Source organism: Glutamicibacter uratoxydans, from assembly GCF_006539925.1.
GTDB lineage: Bacteria > Actinomycetota > Actinomycetes > Actinomycetales > Micrococcaceae > Glutamicibacter > Glutamicibacter uratoxydans.
In genome coordinates this window covers 46,166-60,984 of sequence record NZ_BJNY01000012.1, presented here as the reverse complement: position 1 = coordinate 60,984, position 14,819 = coordinate 46,166, and the positions used below count along the sequence as shown (strand labels likewise).

General features: G+C 60.1%; 15 protein-coding genes. 5 read left to right on the top strand and 10 right to left on the bottom strand.

Going from position 1 to position 14,819, the window contains the following annotated elements; genetic code table 11:
- Window positions 1-23 precede the first annotated feature (23 nt).
- Together AUR04nite_RS11315 and AUR04nite_RS11310 are read left to right on the top strand one after the other, a co-directional pair.
- The gene (locus tag AUR04nite_RS11315; RefSeq protein ID WP_141365058.1) at window positions 24-515 is read left to right on the top strand and encodes a GrpB family protein; all 492 of its coding nucleotides are present in this window, start codon (window positions 24-26) and stop codon (window positions 513-515) included.
- Window positions 516-592: 77 nt separating this feature from the next.
- Window positions 593-997 (top strand): hypothetical protein, encoded by a 405-nt coding sequence (locus tag AUR04nite_RS11310; protein WP_141365056.1) that lies wholly within the window; start codon window positions 593-595, stop codon window positions 995-997.
- A 400-nt stretch (window positions 998-1,397) separates the two neighbouring features.
- On the opposite strand, the gene AUR04nite_RS11305 is transcribed toward AUR04nite_RS11310, so the two are convergent.
- The gene (locus AUR04nite_RS11305; protein ID WP_141365054.1) at window positions 1,398-3,188 is read right to left on the bottom strand and encodes an acetyl/propionyl/methylcrotonyl-CoA carboxylase subunit alpha; all 1,791 of its coding nucleotides are present in this window, start codon (window positions 3,186-3,188) and stop codon (window positions 1,398-1,400) included.
- A 198-nt stretch (window positions 3,189-3,386) separates the two neighbouring features.
- Between AUR04nite_RS11305 and AUR04nite_RS11300 the strand changes: the two genes are divergently transcribed.
- Window positions 3,387-3,851: a hypothetical protein gene (locus tag AUR04nite_RS11300; RefSeq protein ID WP_141365052.1), complete on the top strand. Its 465-nt coding sequence runs from the start codon at window positions 3,387-3,389 to the stop codon at window positions 3,849-3,851.
- Between the two features lie 116 nt (window positions 3,852-3,967).
- Window positions 3,968-4,408, top strand: a complete 441-nt coding sequence (locus AUR04nite_RS11295) for a hypothetical protein (protein ID WP_141365050.1) — start codon at window positions 3,968-3,970, stop codon at window positions 4,406-4,408.
- A gap of 42 nt (window positions 4,409-4,450) precedes the next feature.
- Here the strand turns inward: AUR04nite_RS11295 and AUR04nite_RS11290 are convergent, their stop codons facing one another.
- Window positions 4,451-4,966 (bottom strand): CGNR zinc finger domain-containing protein, encoded by a 516-nt coding sequence (locus AUR04nite_RS11290; RefSeq protein WP_141365048.1) that lies wholly within the window; start codon window positions 4,964-4,966, stop codon window positions 4,451-4,453.
- Between the two features lie 25 nt (window positions 4,967-4,991).
- Between AUR04nite_RS11290 and AUR04nite_RS17925 the strand changes: the two genes are divergently transcribed.
- Window positions 4,992-5,162, top strand: a complete 171-nt coding sequence (locus AUR04nite_RS17925; RefSeq protein ID WP_170184188.1) for a hypothetical protein — start codon at window positions 4,992-4,994, stop codon at window positions 5,160-5,162.
- A 79-nt stretch (window positions 5,163-5,241) separates the two neighbouring features.
- Here the strand turns inward: AUR04nite_RS17925 and AUR04nite_RS11285 are convergent, their stop codons facing one another.
- The 8 genes from AUR04nite_RS11285 to AUR04nite_RS11250 form a co-directional block, all read right to left on the bottom strand.
- Window positions 5,242-5,652: a hypothetical protein gene (locus AUR04nite_RS11285; RefSeq protein ID WP_141365046.1), complete on the bottom strand. Its 411-nt coding sequence runs from the start codon at window positions 5,650-5,652 to the stop codon at window positions 5,242-5,244.
- A gap of 80 nt (window positions 5,653-5,732) precedes the next feature.
- Entirely contained in the window at window positions 5,733-7,031 is a 1,299-nt protein-coding gene (locus AUR04nite_RS11280; RefSeq protein ID WP_141365044.1) for a glutathionylspermidine synthase family protein, read from the bottom strand.
- Window positions 7,032-7,037: 6 nt separating this feature from the next.
- Window positions 7,038-7,493 carry a hypothetical protein gene (locus AUR04nite_RS18040; protein ID WP_174787876.1) on the bottom strand — a complete coding sequence of 152 codons (456 nt, stop codon included), beginning with the start codon at window positions 7,491-7,493 and terminating at the stop codon, window positions 7,038-7,040.
- A gap of 90 nt (window positions 7,494-7,583) precedes the next feature.
- The gene (locus AUR04nite_RS11270; RefSeq protein ID WP_141365042.1) at window positions 7,584-8,225 is read right to left on the bottom strand and encodes a Maf family protein; all 642 of its coding nucleotides are present in this window, start codon (window positions 8,223-8,225) and stop codon (window positions 7,584-7,586) included.
- Window positions 8,222-11,728, bottom strand: coding sequence for an MMPL family transporter (locus AUR04nite_RS11265; RefSeq protein WP_141365040.1), 3,507 nt, complete (start codon window positions 11,726-11,728; stop codon window positions 8,222-8,224). The genes AUR04nite_RS11270 and AUR04nite_RS11265 overlap by 4 nt, the downstream gene beginning before the upstream one ends.
- 3 nt (window positions 11,729-11,731) lie before the next feature.
- Window positions 11,732-12,403: a TetR/AcrR family transcriptional regulator gene (locus tag AUR04nite_RS11260; protein WP_141365038.1), complete on the bottom strand. Its 672-nt coding sequence runs from the start codon at window positions 12,401-12,403 to the stop codon at window positions 11,732-11,734.
- A gap of 205 nt (window positions 12,404-12,608) precedes the next feature.
- A complete protein-coding gene (locus AUR04nite_RS11255) occupies window positions 12,609-13,982 on the bottom strand; it encodes a dicarboxylate/amino acid:cation symporter (protein ID WP_174787875.1) in 1,374 nt (457 codons plus the stop codon).
- A gap of 206 nt (window positions 13,983-14,188) precedes the next feature.
- Window positions 14,189-14,728, bottom strand: coding sequence for a DUF2975 domain-containing protein (locus AUR04nite_RS11250; RefSeq protein ID WP_141365034.1), 540 nt, complete (start codon window positions 14,726-14,728; stop codon window positions 14,189-14,191).
- Window positions 14,729-14,819: the final 91 nt, after the last annotated feature.

Here is a 14,819-nt window from a genome sequence, read left to right as displayed (position 1 = left end):
GTCTGAGTGGCTAGTGTTGAAACATGGACAAGGTGATTCTTCATGAAAGTCAATGGGAACAATGGCGTGAGCGCGCGCAGAGGGAAATCACGGAACTGGTGCCGCTCGTCGGCGAAGCAAAACTGGAGCATATAGGCTCAACATCGGTACCGCAGATGCCGGCTAAGGATGTCGTTGACATTCTTATTGGCGTTGAACCGCAACGGATTCAACTGCTTGCCCAAGAACTCAAAGCACATGGGTATGATCTCGAAGGAAACTTCCCAGACCATTGCTGGTTAAGTTTGCCTTCCAGACAGAATCGGCAAAGCATCATTCACATCGTCCAGATCGACTCCCGACGGTGGACTCGTCGAATCGCATTTCGCGATCTCCTGCGCGAAAGTGCCAGTGCACGTGCCAAGTACTTGTCGATCAAAAGAGAAGCCGCTGGATCGACTGAGAACTGGGACGCATACACCCAATCAAAGACTCAAGTAGTCAACGAGCTTCTTTCAAGCATTGGCATTGAGTAGTGAGCTGGCTGAAACCAGCACTTAAAGTGACTTGGGACTGCGAACGAAGGTATTAGTCCCTGAAGGAAAATCCGACAGTGAACAGCCAGAAAGGCACCCTCTTGCTGGGAAGAATCAGGAAACCCAGGCCGGAACGCTTTACTGAAAGACAGGTTTACGCCGTGAATCAGCATCTCCAAGGGCTTGGGGAAAGCCCCATGGACGGTGCCGTAGAACGGCTCTTGGCTTCAGCTGAATTCAAGGAAGGAAGTGCGAGAGCGTTCTCCCTTTTTATGCCACTAAGTGTTGCCGCTATCGCTGTAATGGTGAGTATTCTTCTTGCAGTCGGCGAGCTGGAAATCGCTCAGCTGGCAGTAAGCCAATTCGCCATAGTCGTTGTTGCGCTGCTTGCAGTTTTAGCGATCTGGGCAATGGGTGCGGCGCAAACCGGCGTTGCTTCCAGACGAGCTGCTATTGCGATTTATCAGCAGAGGCATCGTTGAGAAAATATGTGAATTACGAACTGATATCTGCGACTTCCTGACTCATTCAATGGATTGTGCTTGTCTGTCTGTCCCATAGGTTACCGAGAACACAACCTGTAATTACGCTGAGGAGAGTGTTTCACCAGGTTCGTGGGGACGCATTGTTGACCAATCAGATTTCACGACTGAACGGCTCACTTCATCTCAAACATGCCTTCCACTGCTTCAAAGAAACCTGATGCACAGCGATAACGTCCTGGCCGTGGCATGGCTGGCTGCTGGTGGCTGACATTCAAAAAAGTTTTGACGGATTAGAGATCACGACAAGTACCGAGCCCAGTCGTGACTGCGGAAAACAGCAACGGGGTTCTGCTCAATTGAGCAGAACCCCGTTGCCGTGATGTGCAGCTGCTAGCGCTTACTTCGCATCATCGATGGTTGCGATCACAGCGCCAGACGAGAGGGTCTCGCCTGGGGTGACTTCCAGGCCGGAGACTACGCCGTCGCGGTGGGCGGTGATCGGCTGTTCCATTTTCATGGCTTCGAGGACCACGATCAAGTCGCCCTCGGCTACCTCGGCGCCATTCTCCACGGCAACCTTCACGATGGTGCCCTGCATCGGGGAGCGCAGCTCAGCGGAGTTGCCGCCGGCGGCTCCAGCGGCCTTGCGGCCCGGCTTGCGCTTCTTCTTGGCTGCAGCGCCTGCCTTGTCGGCACTGTGGTTCGAAGACACTGAACCCAGTGATGCAGGAAGGGTGACTTCCAAGCGCTTGCCGCCAACCTCTACGGTGACGGATGTGCGCTCGTTGTCTTCTTCCTCGGCCTGCTCGGTTGGGAACGGGTGAGGCGCGATGAAGGTGTCGAATTCGGTCTCGATCCAGCGGGTGTGGACCCGGAACGGCCCTTCTGCCGGAACGAAGGCCGGGTCGCTCATCACTGCGCGGTGGAATGGCAGCACGGTGGCCATGCCTTCGATCTGGAACTCTTCCAGGGCGCGGCGTGCGCGAGCGGCGGCAATCTGTCGGGTTGGGCCGGTCACGATCAGCTTGGCGATCATCGAGTCGAAATTGCCGGAGACGCTTTCGCCCTGCTCGATGCCCGAGTCGACGCGGACGCCGGGACCCGAAGGCAGGTTCATCTTGGAGATGGTGCCCGGAGTTGGCATGAAGCCTCGGCCTGCATCCTCACCGTTGATGCGGAATTCGAAGGAGTGGCCGCGCAGTGCTGGATCCTCGTAGCCCAGCTCTTCGCCGCGGGCGATGCGGAACTGCTCGCGGACCAGGTCTAGGCCGGAGATTTCTTCCGATACCGGGTGCTCAACCTGCAAGCGGGTGTTGACTTCGAGGAAGGAGATGACGCCGTCCTGCCCGACAAGGAACTCGCAGGTGCCCGCGCCGTTGTACTGTGCTTCGCGCAGGATGGCCTTGGAGGACTCGTAGAGCCGGGCAACCTGCTCTTCGCTCAAGTATGGAGCTGGCGCCTCTTCGACGAGCTTCTGGTTGCGGCGCTGCAGCGAGCAGTCGCGGGTGGAGACGACGACCACGTTGCCGTGGGTGTCTGCCAGGCACTGGGTTTCCACATGGCGCGGCGCATCAAGGAAGCGCTCGATGAAGCATTCGCCACGGCCGAAGGCCGCTACCGCTTCGCGCACTGCGGACTCGTAGAGTTCGCCGATCTCTTCGCGGTTGCGGACGACCTTGATGCCTCGTCCGCCGCCGCCGTAGGCGGCCTTGATGGCCAGCGGCAGGCCGTGCTCGTCGGCGAAGGCGTAGACCTCTTCGGCCGAAGCCACGGGATCCTTGGTGCCAGGAACCAGAGGAGCGCCGACCTTCTCTGCAATGTGGCGGGCCTTGACCTTGTCGCCCAGCTTGTCGATGGCCTCAGGGGAAGGGCCGATCCAGGTCAGGCCCGCATCGATGACAGCCTGCGCAAATTCGGCGTTCTCGGAGAGGAAGCCGTAGCCCGGGTGGATGGCGTCGGCGCCGGAGCGCTCTGCGGCATCCAGGATCTTCTCAATGCGAAGGTACGATTCTGCTGCGGTGGTGCCGCCCAGTGCATAGGCTTCATCAGCCAAGCGGACGTGCAGGGCATCGCGGTCGGAGTCTGCGTAGACCGCAACCGACTCGATCCCTTCGTCGCGGGCGGCGCGAATAATGCGCACAGCAATTTCGCCACGGTTGGCGATCAGCACCTTCGTCAATGGATTCATCGTTGACCTTGTCTTCAAAAATTAGAGTTTCTCACCTAGGAGCCTATCGTTTTTGTGGGAACTATATGTAGTTAACCGCTCAAACTGGGGTGTTAGCCGTAAAATTTTGGAGGTTTCCTACAAAAGTATCTTCCCGGTGGAGTGCGAGTGCCTCCGTAAACTTCTGCTGGGCTCGGTTTGCCTGCCTAGGATCGGTGTATGCCAATAATTCACGATGTCGCTGCGGGCCCAGGATGGATTCTGAGCGGGAAAGACCTTCGTCCCCGCATTACTGATGTCGGGCTCTTTCGCGAGGGCATGAAAGACGACCCATTGGCGCTGGCGATCGAGGCGTTATGGCTGGGAGATCCCGCTCGGGCACTTCGGATGCTAAGTAGGGAAGAGCAAACCCTTCGAGTGCGCGCTTTGAGCGCCGATTGCCTGCGGGATCTTGGGAGAGCCGACGAAGCCTTGGCGGAGTACAACAAGCTGGTGAAGCTGGCACAGGGCACGCGAAGCGAAGCGTTCATGGTCCAGCATCGCGGCAAGGTTCACCTCGTATTGGGCAACCGAAATGAGGCTATTGAAGATTTCCAGCGAAGCGTCAATCTGCGTACCGGCGGAGATGAATCGTTGCTGGCATCGGCGCTTCAAGCGCTGGAGTTTGCGCAGCAAAGTGCCTAGAAAGCCGGCAGGGAAAGCGTGCTTGGATAACGTTATCGACTCGGTTTTTCGAAACTGAGGAATATCTGCATTTCGTCAGATAGGCTCGGCTCAACTTGAGTTGAGGAGGATGTCTGGTGAAAGCACATTTTCTGGGTGCATCGGCAGTAATTGGAGTTTCAGCATTATTGCTTTCCGGGTGTACCAGCGCCACCGGAATCCCTGCCTTGGATAGAGAAGCCCAAGAGGCAGATCGGTGGCCAGGAGATCCGACGCAGCTGGACGATACAGGGATGGATATCAATACGTCGCGCTTTCTGATATCAAACGAGGGTACAGATTATTATGTTTTGACTTCTTCCGACCAAAAGATGGCTTGCTTGTTTGTTTTCGACCAGAACGCGGCTGACGAATTTGGTGGAGGCGGCTGTGGGGGAGTGACAGGCGCCCCATTCCTTGTCGGAGTAGAGCTCCCCGGTCATAAGATGGCGCTGGTCCGCAACGATGCGCGGATCAGCGACTACGAGGCAGAAGGCTGGAAGCAAATCCACGAAAACATCTTCGTTGGTGATTCATAGGCGCCCGGCCGCTGTGGGCATGATTATTCGTTCACGGCAGACTTAGCCACGCGTTCTGTGGCGGCGCACCGCAGCACGATTCGCACAGCGGACCGAACAATATTTTTGGCGCCCGTTTCTCGTGATGTCGACAACGACATTGACGCATGGATCCGCTTCGCAGCGGTGCAGCCGATGCATGCCGCGAGTCGTCAGATGCAGTGCGGTTCCTGTGCAGATCACCGACCTCAACACTTGGGGCATGCTCTGTCCGTCGTCCCGGTAGTGCAGATGCCATCCCTCATTGTCGTGGTCGACCAGCCGCGGGTAGGCGGCGGCCGTAGCCAACTGGACGTTGAGCAACAAGGCACGCTGCGGGTCGGACGGTGCATCGACAACTGCGAGCCAATCGTCGATGACTGCACGAACCTGGGCGTGGTCTGATGGCAGGTCTGGAAAAGGCATTGTCATGCCGACGTCGCGGGTGCGTTCTTCGATGCCGCTTCTGTCCGAGGGCCAGTCGTTGGCCAAAGATGCGGCTAGGAGGACAGCATATTCGCCGTAAGGGTTGAGTTGCATAAGGACATTACATCATGCTGAACTCATGACCAACACAGCAAAGGCTAAACAGCCTGAAATCACCATCCATACCGACCTCTGCAGCCATGACTGGGGCATTGAATCACGGCACTGGACCTCGGAAGGAGAAGTGCTCTACCAGCGGTGCAGCATCTGCTCCACCCGTCGAATGCGGCTGCGCGCCATGGTGGACTAATCAGCAATGCACAGCCACGAGCTTCCCGGGTGGACCGCCCGGACTTAAGGAAGCAATGGGTGCTGGCTGCTAGGCAAAGTCATGGATAGGGCACATGGCATGAGTGGCGTCCCAGCTGCCACTGCATTCGGTCCTCATCAATCATCACTGTGGTCGTGGAACCCTTCCAAAAACGGCGCCGAGTTTCTATGTGCGCCTTGCCGCTCAAATAGGAATGAGCCACCCGGCAAATGCGCCGAATATCGATTGCTTTCGTTTCATCAAGGTCGTCGTTGAAAAGTATGGCCCCGACTCCGAAATCAAGGATGTCGATATCCATCCACTCGTAGCTGACGCGGATGCGGACGGATCGCTCGATATCAAAATGAGAACTCACCTGGATTGCATAAGGTGCAGTTGGATCATTGGAACCAGCTTTTTCTACCGAGAATCGGGAATCGAAAACTTCGGTCGCCACGAGGTCCAGCAACGCCTTGACATCAATTAGCACGGCAAGGCCCTTTCACATATCTGTACGAAATTCTCAAACAAGAGTTGAGGCTGGCTGCCTGTGACGAGAGAGATGCTCGACTAGTGGGTGACGACGTGGGGAATGAAGTTGGCGAAGTTGTCAGTGATCGGGCCGTCGCTTTCACGGATGGCAAGCCCTGAAGGTTCGCCGTCAATCATCCACACACCCAGCACCGTGCTGACGTCCTTGTTCTCGTCATCGCGGTGGAAGACCGGCGGAAGCGCCAGCTCCTGGAGGATGAATCCCTCTTCGCCGTAGCCTTGGACCTCGCCCATGGTGCGCTCGCCGTTGGACTGGTGCAGCGTGATGTCTGCTCCTTCACGGCTCAGCAGCGGCTTGCGCACATAGCCCAAGCGCTTCAGGTAGTCCGGCGTCTGGTCTTCGAACCATGCAGGCAGCAGGTACTGCGAGCGCTCTGGGTCGCTGCCGAAGAGCTTCCACAGCACGGGCAGGATTGCCTTGGTGCTCCAGAGCATCTTGTAGGGTGGCTCGATCCAGATGGTTCCGCCCTGATATGGCGCTCCGTTGAAGCCAGAGTCGAGCATGTCGTTGAACAGGTCGTCTGCATGCTCGGTGTGCACCATGTGCTCCCATGGGTACAGCTTGAAGATGACCTGGATCAGCGGGCCGTTTTCGCCGGCGCGGTAGCGGCCGTCGCCGTCCACCCACAGGTTCTCGATATAGATCGTTTCGGTCGGATAGCCCGCCGCCGCGCAGGTATCGCGCAGCACTAGGGTGTTCATTTCGTCCTCGTGGGACAAATCCAAGGCGCTGCAGGCGAAGTAGACGGTGGGCACGCTGCCGATCTTGCGGGAGATCAGCCCCAGGTTGCGCTGCCAGGCCGCAACGAGGTCTTCATACATGTTGGTCCACTGGGTGGCGCCGAGGCGCCGGTTGTCCTCGAACCATTCCCACTGCACCAGCGACTCAACCAGCGAAGTGGGGGTGTCTGCGTTGAATTCGTAGAGCTTGGGGATGCGCTGATCCGGCTCCGGGTGCCGCAGCCCGCCGAAGCGGAAGTCGAAGCGCCCATAGACCGATCCGCAGGCAGGCTCCTCGTTCCAGCTTTCAATAATGGAGCGCATGGCGCGGTAGGGGATGCCGAAGCGCGCCAGATCGGCGGACCCGGCAGGGGAGAGCAGGTAGTCTCCGGCTTCTTCCAGCATGGAGAACACGGTGGTCGAGGCCTTGTGCAGCACCTCGATCTCCTTGGGAGTCAGCTCGTAGTAGGCGTCGTCCCGCCAGTAGCGGTAGAGCTCGGGAGAGGTGCTGTCCAGATCCTCATGGGTATAGACCAGCCCTGAGGCATTGACCTTCGCCAGGTAGTCCGGGCGGGCTGTGGTCATCTTGCGCTGCATAAATCCCTAGCCTCCGGAGTGTCCGCCGCCGAAGCCGCCCGAGTGGCCGCTGCCGCTGCGCTGCTTGGAGCTGGAGCCGAATCCGGCAGGCTTGCCGGTGGACGCCGAATAGCCGTTGCGCACGGTGCCGGAGAGTCCTGCCTTGGCGCGGGCTGCGGTGTCATTTGAGCGGAAGCGCTGGGTGGACTGCGAGGGATCCAGCTGGGTGCCGGGGCGCAGGCCGCCGGCAAAGCGCCCGATCATGAAGAACATCAACGCGGTGCCCACTCCGCTGTGGTGCGTGGTGGACGGATGGTCGTCGTTGCACTGGGCTTCGTCGACGACAACATTGTTCTTATCGACGCAGTACACGGTGTCTTCGGGGGTGGATGATTCAAAGCCCGAGTCGCTGCCGCAGCTGGTCAAGACCAGCGCCGCGGCGGCGGCTACCGCCGGCAGGGTGAATCGTCGTGAGGCGCTCAAAACGGTAATACCTTCAAACTGTGAAACGGGAAAGCACTAGTAATTCTACCTGCTGGAGGTAGCCTGCGGGGCCGCGGCCCCGCAGGCCCGCTACTTCCACAGGTCGATGATCTGCACGCCGGCCTGGGCCAGCAGGCTGCGCAGGACCGAAACGTCCAGTCCGACGACGTTTTGGAAGTTGCCCTCGATCGATTCAATGAAGGCGGCGGCCAGCCCGTCGATGGTGAACGCTCCGGCGCAGGGCAGCGGCTCGCCGCTGGCCACGTAGGCTTCAATTTCAGCATCCGAGACCTTGTGGAAGCGGACGACGGTGGAGGAAACTCTGCCCCGCGCCGAGGCAGGATCTGCGGTGTCGACCAGCCAGTGCCCGGAGTGCAGCACGCCGGTGGCTCCGCTCAGCTGCCGCCAGCGTTCGCGGGCCACCTCCGGGGTGTGCGGCTTGCCGTAGGCCACACCGTCCAGTTCGAAGACCGAATCGCAGCCCAGCACCAGGGTGCCTGCCGGATGATCCGACGCCGCCACGGCGAGGGCCTTGGACTTGGCCAGCAGCAGCGCGGTCTGCGCAGGAGTCTGCGGGCCGTGCTCGGCCTCTGCCTGTGCGAGGACCGCATCCTCGTCGACATTCGAAACCTGGGTTTCGAAAGCTAATCCGGCATCGCTCAAGACTTTTTTGCGGCCCCAGGACGCGGAAGCGAGCAGCAGCCGGGCCGGCGCTGTGGTTGATTCACTCATACTGCGACATTCTCCTTGGTGCTTGCGTCGTTGCCGTCTTCATAGCCATCGTACGATTCTTCGGCATCCAGCAGCTCGTTGAGCTTGGAGCCCTCGACGTCCACGTCCGGAAGGATCTTGTCCAGCCACTTCGGCAGGTACCAGGCCTTGTCGCCCAGCAGGTGCATGAGCGCCGGGATCAGCGTCATGCGCACCACGAAGGCGTCGAAGAGCACGCCGAAGGCCAGGGCGAAGCCCAGCGGGCGGATCATCGACAGATGCGAGAACACGAAGCCGGCGAATACCGAGATCATGATCAGCGCCGCTGCGGTGACCACCGGGGCGGCCATGGAGAAGCCCGAGCGGACAGCATCCTTGGCCGGCTCGCCGTGCGCGTAGCGTTCGCGCATCGCCGAGACCAGGAAGACCTGGTAGTCCATGGCCAGGCCGAACAGGATGCCGGTGAGCAGGATCGGCAGGAAGCTGAGCAGCGGACCCGGCACGTTCACGTCGAAGACATTGCCCATCCAGCCGAACTGGTACACCGCGGTGGTGGCGCCGAAGGCAGCCAGCAGCGAGAGCAGGAATCCGCCGGTGGCAAGGAACGGCACCACGATGGAGCGGAAGACCAACAGCAGCAGGATCAGCGACAGGCCGACCACGATGCTCAGGTACGGCACCAGCGCCTCGGTGACCTTTTCCGACACGTCGATCTGCGCCGCAACCTGGCCGGTGACGGCAATTTCTGCGCCGGTGGCGTCGTGGATCTTTGCCCGGTCATCGCGCAGCTCGTGCACCAGCGCCTCGGTGGCCGCCGAGGACGGGCCGTCGGTGGGGATCACCTGGATGGCTGACAGGGTCCTGTCATCGGTCATGGTCACCGGGATGGCCGCGACCACCCCGTCATAGTCGCGCAGGGTGTCTGCGACATCCAGGGCCATGGAATCAGCATCCCGCTGGGACAGCCCCGCGGGCAGGTCTGCCAGCACCAGCAGCGGGCCGTTGTAGCCTGCGCCGAACTTGTCGCTGGTCTGCTCGAAGGCCTGGAAGGCCTGGGAGTCCGCGGGTTCCGCACTGCCGTCGGGCAGGGCGGTGCGCATCTGGGCAGCCGGCAGGGCGATGGCTCCGAGCAGCGCGATCACCACCAGCGCTGCAGGGATCGCCACCTTGGTCACCAGACGGACCCAGCGGGCGGAGACCGGCTCCTTGATCACCGGGTGTTCGGCCTGCTCGGCGGCCTTGCGGAAGGCCCGCTTGGACACCAGCCGGGTGCCGGCCAGGGACAGCAGGGCGGGCAGCAGGGTGATGTTCAGCAGCACCGAGCACAGCACCGTGAAGGCCGCGGAGAAGCCCAGGATCGAGAGGAACGGAAGTCCCGGAACCGCCAGGGCCGCCAGCGCAATGATCACCGTCAGGCCGGCGAAGACCACCGCGTTGCCGCTGGTTCCCACCGCGCGGGCAATGGATTCGCCCACTTCCATTCCGCCCAGCAGCTGGGACCGGTGCCGGTGGATGATGAACAGGGCATAGTCGATGCCCACCGCCAGGCCCAGCATGAGAGCCAGCGCAGGGGTGATCGATGCCATGGAAATCATCGAGGAGAAGGCCATAGTGGTGCCCACGCCGGCGCCGACGCCGAGGATTGCCAGCAGCAGCGGCAGCCCGGCGGCGACCAGGGTGCCGAGCATAACCAGCAGCACCACCGCTGCGATGACCACGCCGATGATCTCAGAGGTGCCGAAGACCTGGGACATGTCCTGCAGGATCTCCTTGGAGAAGAGCACCTCGACGCCGTTGGCCTGCGGGCCGGCGGCGATGGCGGTGATCATCTCGCGTTCTTCGCTGGTCAGCGCGTCGGTCTGTCCCTTGAAGGAAACCTGGGCGACCGCGGTGCTGCCGTCCTCGGAGATGAAGCGCATGCCGTTGCTGGCGTTGACCTGTCGTGAGGCGAATTCGAGCTCGGCGCGTCCGGAATCAAGCTTCTTCTCGCCCTTGGCCAGGTCCTTCTCGGCCTGTTCCAGCTGGGCGGTCTTGTCCTTGATGGTCTTTTCGCCGGCTTCCAGCTGCTTCTTGGCGTCGGCCAGCTTGGCCTTGCCCGCCTCGAACTCGGCCTTCTTGGCGTCGAATTCCTTCTGGCCGGCATCCAGCTTGGCCTTGCCTGCGCGCCACTGGGCCCAGCCCTCGTTGAGCTTGGCTCGATTGGCGTCAAGCTCCTTCTTGCCAGAATCCAGCTGGGTCTTGGCGGCGGTCAGATCGGTCTTGGCGGTGACCAGCTTGGCGCGGTTCTTTTCAAGTTCCTTCTTGCCCTGCTGCGCTTCGGCCTTGCCCGAATCCAGCTTGGCGCGGGCAGTATCGAGCTGGGCCAGCCCGGCCTGGGCCTGGGCGATCTGGTTCAGCGCGCCGTTGGCCTGGTCGATGCCTGACTGGGCTTGGGAAGCGCCTGCCACTGCCTGCTCGCGCTGCGAAGTGGCGGTTTCCAGACCGGATTTCAGTCCTGCCAGGGTGGCGGTGTACTTGGCGATGTCTGCTTCATTGCCATCTGCGGTGGCTTGGTCGAGCAACTTCTGGGTCTGCGAGATCTGGGTGTTCAAGCCGGCAATGGCTGCATCGGCCTGCTTGATGCCGGAGTTGGCGGCGGCCAGTCCGTCCTTAGCGGTCTCCAGCCCTGCCTCGGCGTCCTTTTTGCCGCTGCTCAGCTGCGCGTCCATCTCGGAGCGGGACTTGCCCTGGAGGATCTTGTCCATGCCGGAGGTGTACTGCTTTTCGCCCGCATCCAGCTTGGCCTGGGCGTCATTGAGCTTCTTTTCACCGGCCTTGAACTGGGCCAGCCCCGACTCGTATTGCGCCAGGCCCGCCTTGTATTTCTTCAGGCCCTGGTCGTACTTCTTCTGGCCCTGATCCAGCTGTGCCTGGCCACTGGTCAGCTGCGCTTTGGAGCTTGCCAGTTCGCTGCGCCCGGTGGCCAGCTGCTGCTCGGCAATGGCGATCTGGGGTTCGCCGGCAGTGATCTTGTCCTGGCCTTCGTTGTATTCCTTCCAGCCGTCGGCAATGCCCTGCTTGCCTTCCTCTAGCTGCTTTTTGCCGTCTTCGATCTGCTTCTTGCCGTCGTTGATTTCATCCTGGCCGTCAACGAGCTTCTGTTCGGCCTTGTCCAATTCAGGCTGCGCTTCATCGAGCTGCTTTTGCAGTTCAAAGGGGCTCATGGCGTCGACGACCGCCGGGTTGAGCTTCAACTGCTCCAAGGAATCGTTGATGGACTGCTTCTGGGCGTCGTTCAGCGGCTTGTTGGAGCTTTCATGGAACACAATGGATCCCGAGCCGCCGGCCAGGTCGGGGATCTCCTGCTTGAGCCGGTCCAGCGTGCGCTGGGTTTCGGTGCCGGGAATGGTGAAAGTGTTGGACAGCTGGCCCATGAACAGGCTCGCCGAGATTCCGATGAAGATGAAGGCCGCCAGCCACATCGCAATGATGCGGTAGTGGTGCCGGTGGGCCCAGCGCGCCAGACGGTAGAGCAGAGAAGCCATGGGTCAGTCTTCCTTGGTGTGTTGCGAAGGGGATAGTGGCAAGGCAGAAAGCCCTTGATCAAGGGTGCTCATGGCTTGGTTGATCAGCGTGTGAAATTCTGCGATCTGGGCATCGGTGATGTCGTTGGAGACTTTGCCCAATGCCGGGAGGCGTTCAATCCATTCATCGAAGGCCGCCTGGCCTGCGCCGAGCAGCGCATGGGTGAAAACGCGGATGGCGAAGCCGTCGGCATTCGGAGAGCGGCGCGCCAGCTTTTCGACGACGTCGGAGGTGGCCTTCTGCCATTCGTCCATATTCGACGGATAGCATCCGCTGGGGGAGTCCTTGGTCAGCAGGGCCCCGAAGAGAGCTACCCGTCCGAGCAGGTCTGCCACCTCGTCTGACTTCAACGCCACCACGATGGCATCCATGAGCGGCATGGAATCGGTCAGCTCGCTGATGGAGTCGACCATGGTCTCCAGCACCCGGTGCAGCGGGTAGGAGATGATGGCATCCACCGTGGGGAAATAGTTGAAAAGGGTGCGTCGGGAAATCCCGGCTGCGTCCGCGATCTGGGTAGCGGTCAGCGCCGCGCCGTGTCCGTCGTGGAGCAGCTGCGAGACGGCATTCAGGATTGCTTCCCTGGTTGCCTGCTTGTTTTTCTCGCGACGCGTGCCCATGCTTTGAGTAGTCACATACTTACACTACGTGCAAAGTTGCACTCTGTGCAAAATCTGGGTCTATTCACAGCTTGGGACGTCATTTTCTGGTGGGCTTCCCTTCCCCTGCTTGATGAATCGGCGCATCGTGTTCTTTCTGCGCAATGGCGGCTTAAAACAGCTGGATCCGGTGAACAGAAATTCTGTTCACCGGATCCAGCTGGTGCTCACGTGCTAGAGCCTAGGCCTTGGATGACTCCAAGATCTGGGACTCTTCGGCCTCTTCCTGGGCGAAAGGATTGCCATTGCGGTCTGCGTTGTACAGGTCCAGATCCAAGATGCCTTCGCGCTTGGCGACGATGGTCGGGATCAGCGCCTGTCCGGCAACGTTCACCGCGGTGCGGCCCATGTCCAGGATCGGGTCGACTGCCAGCAGCAGGCCGACGCCTGCCAGCGGCAGACCCAAGGTCGACAGGGTCAGGGTCAGCATCACGATGGCGCCGGTGGTGCCCGCGGTGGCCGCGGAGCCGAGGACCGAAACCATGGCGATCAGCAGGTAATCGGTCAGCGACAGGTCGATATTGAAGAACTGTGCGACAAAGATTGCCGAGATTGCCGGGTAGATCGCTGCGCAGCCGTCCATCTTGGTGGTGGCGCCCAGCGGCACTGCGAAGGAAGCGTAGCCCGATGGCACACCGAGGTTGCGTTCGGTGACGCGCTGGGTCAGTGGCAGGGTGCCGATCGAGGAACGGGAAACGAAGGCCAGCTGCACTGCAGGCCACACGCCGGAGAAGTACTGCTTGACGGACAGGCCGTGGGCGCGGACCAAGACTGGGTACAGGGCGAACAGCACCAGGGCCAAGCCGACGTAGATGGCGACGGTGAACTTGCCCAGGGCACCGATGGTGTCCCAGCCGTAGGTGGCAACTGCGTTGCCGATCAAGCCGACGGTGCCGATTGGCGCAATGCGGATGATCCACCACAGCACCTTCTGAATGATTGCAAGGATCGATGCCGAGAAGTTCAAGAACGGCTCAGCGGCCTTGCCGACCTTCAGTGCTGCAATGCCTACGGCAATGGCGATCACCAGGATCTGCAGGACGTTGAAGCTGATCGAGGTGCTGGCTGCGCCTTCGACGACCTTGGTGTTGGCGGCCAGGCCCAAGAAGTTTTCCGGGATCAATCCGGTAAGGAATGCCAGCCAATCGCCGGTGCGGCCCGAGTACTCAGCCGGCATATCCTGCCCGGTGTTGGCACCTGGCTGGAAGACCAGGCCGAGCACCATGCCGATGGTGACGGAAATCAGTGCGGTGATCGCGAACCACAGCAGGGTCTGCCATGCCAAGCGGGCGGCGTTGGTGACCTTTGACAGGTTGGCAATAGAAGCAACTACCGCGAAGAAAATCAGCGGGATGACAGCTGCGCGCAGAAGCGAAACATAGCTGGAGCCGATGATCGACAGGGTTTCACCCAGGGCGTTGGGCGCTTCGGCGGTGCTGCCGGTGTACTTGGCAACAAGGCCGAGGATCAGGCCGAGGATGAGCGACGCAATGATTTGCGGACCAAAGCTTGTAACCCAACGGGGGAGTTTGGATGAAGGTGCGGAGTTAGACATGCGTTCCACCGTAAAGCACTGAACTTCAGCCGATGTAGTTGGTGTTACGCAACATTACAGAATCGCAATAATTGTGCCATGAGACACTTGATTTAAGCTTCAACAAGGAAAAATTCCTGAAAAATCAAGGTTTGTTTCAAATAGTTGCACTCTGTGACCATAATGTGACAGCGCTGTAGGGCAAGCGCGTAGTGCGGGCGTTTGGACTATCCGGCCTGGTTGTGGTTAAGCCGTGGAGCCGGATGTCTTGTGAGTCCTGTTGGCCAGGACGCTTCCATGTTCTGTTGCTGGTCAAGGTGGATCGACTTGTTCAGAAGCTGCCGCCCGATCAGCATGAGCGAGCAACAAGATGCTCCAATGAGCGTTGCGCTCAAGGCGGTGAAGGCAACACCTGGGCCGCCCATACCTGAGACGATGAGCAGGTGCCAGCCTAGGGCTGCGACGCAGACGGTCGATAGGCCGACAAAAGCGGCAGTGGCGGTGCTCCAGCGCAGTGATGTGGGGTGGAAGATGATTCCCCGTTCAATTCTGCTCAGAAGGGCAATCAGGCAAACCAGCGCGGCCTGCGCTCCGGCAATGCCGAGGACAATGACTGCTGTGTACCAACCTGCGCGTGGCTGCATCTGCGGAAACTGCAGGATGACTTCTGAAACAAACATCGGCACGATCACCGTTTGGGCCAGCAGGCCCACGCTGATCATGGCCATTAGCAAGACGCGCACTGTGTAGTTGAGGAGGGTGCTCATGGTGCAAGCGTCACATTAAACCTATCGTTAAACAATAGAAAAAATCTGTTTTGCGGTAAATTTTTGAGTTCTTGCCGACCTGCTCGCTCAG

Excerpts from the sequence above, each read along its gene's own strand:
- AUR04nite_RS11315 (WP_141365058.1), top strand. The coding sequence starts at position 24 with ATGGACAAGGTGATTCTTCATGAAAGTCAATGGGAACAATGGCGTGAG.
- AUR04nite_RS11305 (WP_141365054.1), bottom strand. The coding sequence starts at position 3,188 with ATGAATCCATTGACGAAGGTGCTGATCGCCAACCGTGGCGAAATTGCT.
- AUR04nite_RS11300 (WP_141365052.1), top strand. The coding sequence starts at position 3,387 with ATGCCAATAATTCACGATGTCGCTGCGGGCCCAGGATGGATTCTGAGC.
- AUR04nite_RS11290 (WP_141365048.1), bottom strand. The coding sequence starts at position 4,966 with ATGCAACTCAACCCTTACGGCGAATATGCTGTCCTCCTAGCCGCATCT.
- AUR04nite_RS17925 (WP_170184188.1), top strand. The coding sequence starts at position 4,992 with ATGACCAACACAGCAAAGGCTAAACAGCCTGAAATCACCATCCATACC.
- AUR04nite_RS11280 (WP_141365044.1), bottom strand. The coding sequence starts at position 7,031 with ATGCAGCGCAAGATGACCACAGCCCGCCCGGACTACCTGGCGAAGGTC.
- AUR04nite_RS11270 (WP_141365042.1), bottom strand. The coding sequence starts at position 8,225 with ATGAGTGAATCAACCACAGCGCCGGCCCGGCTGCTGCTCGCTTCCGCG.
- AUR04nite_RS11265 (WP_141365040.1), bottom strand. The coding sequence starts at position 11,728 with ATGGCTTCTCTGCTCTACCGTCTGGCGCGCTGGGCCCACCGGCACCAC.
- AUR04nite_RS11255 (WP_174787875.1), bottom strand. The coding sequence starts at position 13,982 with ATGTCTAACTCCGCACCTTCATCCAAACTCCCCCGTTGGGTTACAAGC.
- AUR04nite_RS11250 (WP_141365034.1), bottom strand. The coding sequence starts at position 14,728 with ATGAGCACCCTCCTCAACTACACAGTGCGCGTCTTGCTAATGGCCATG.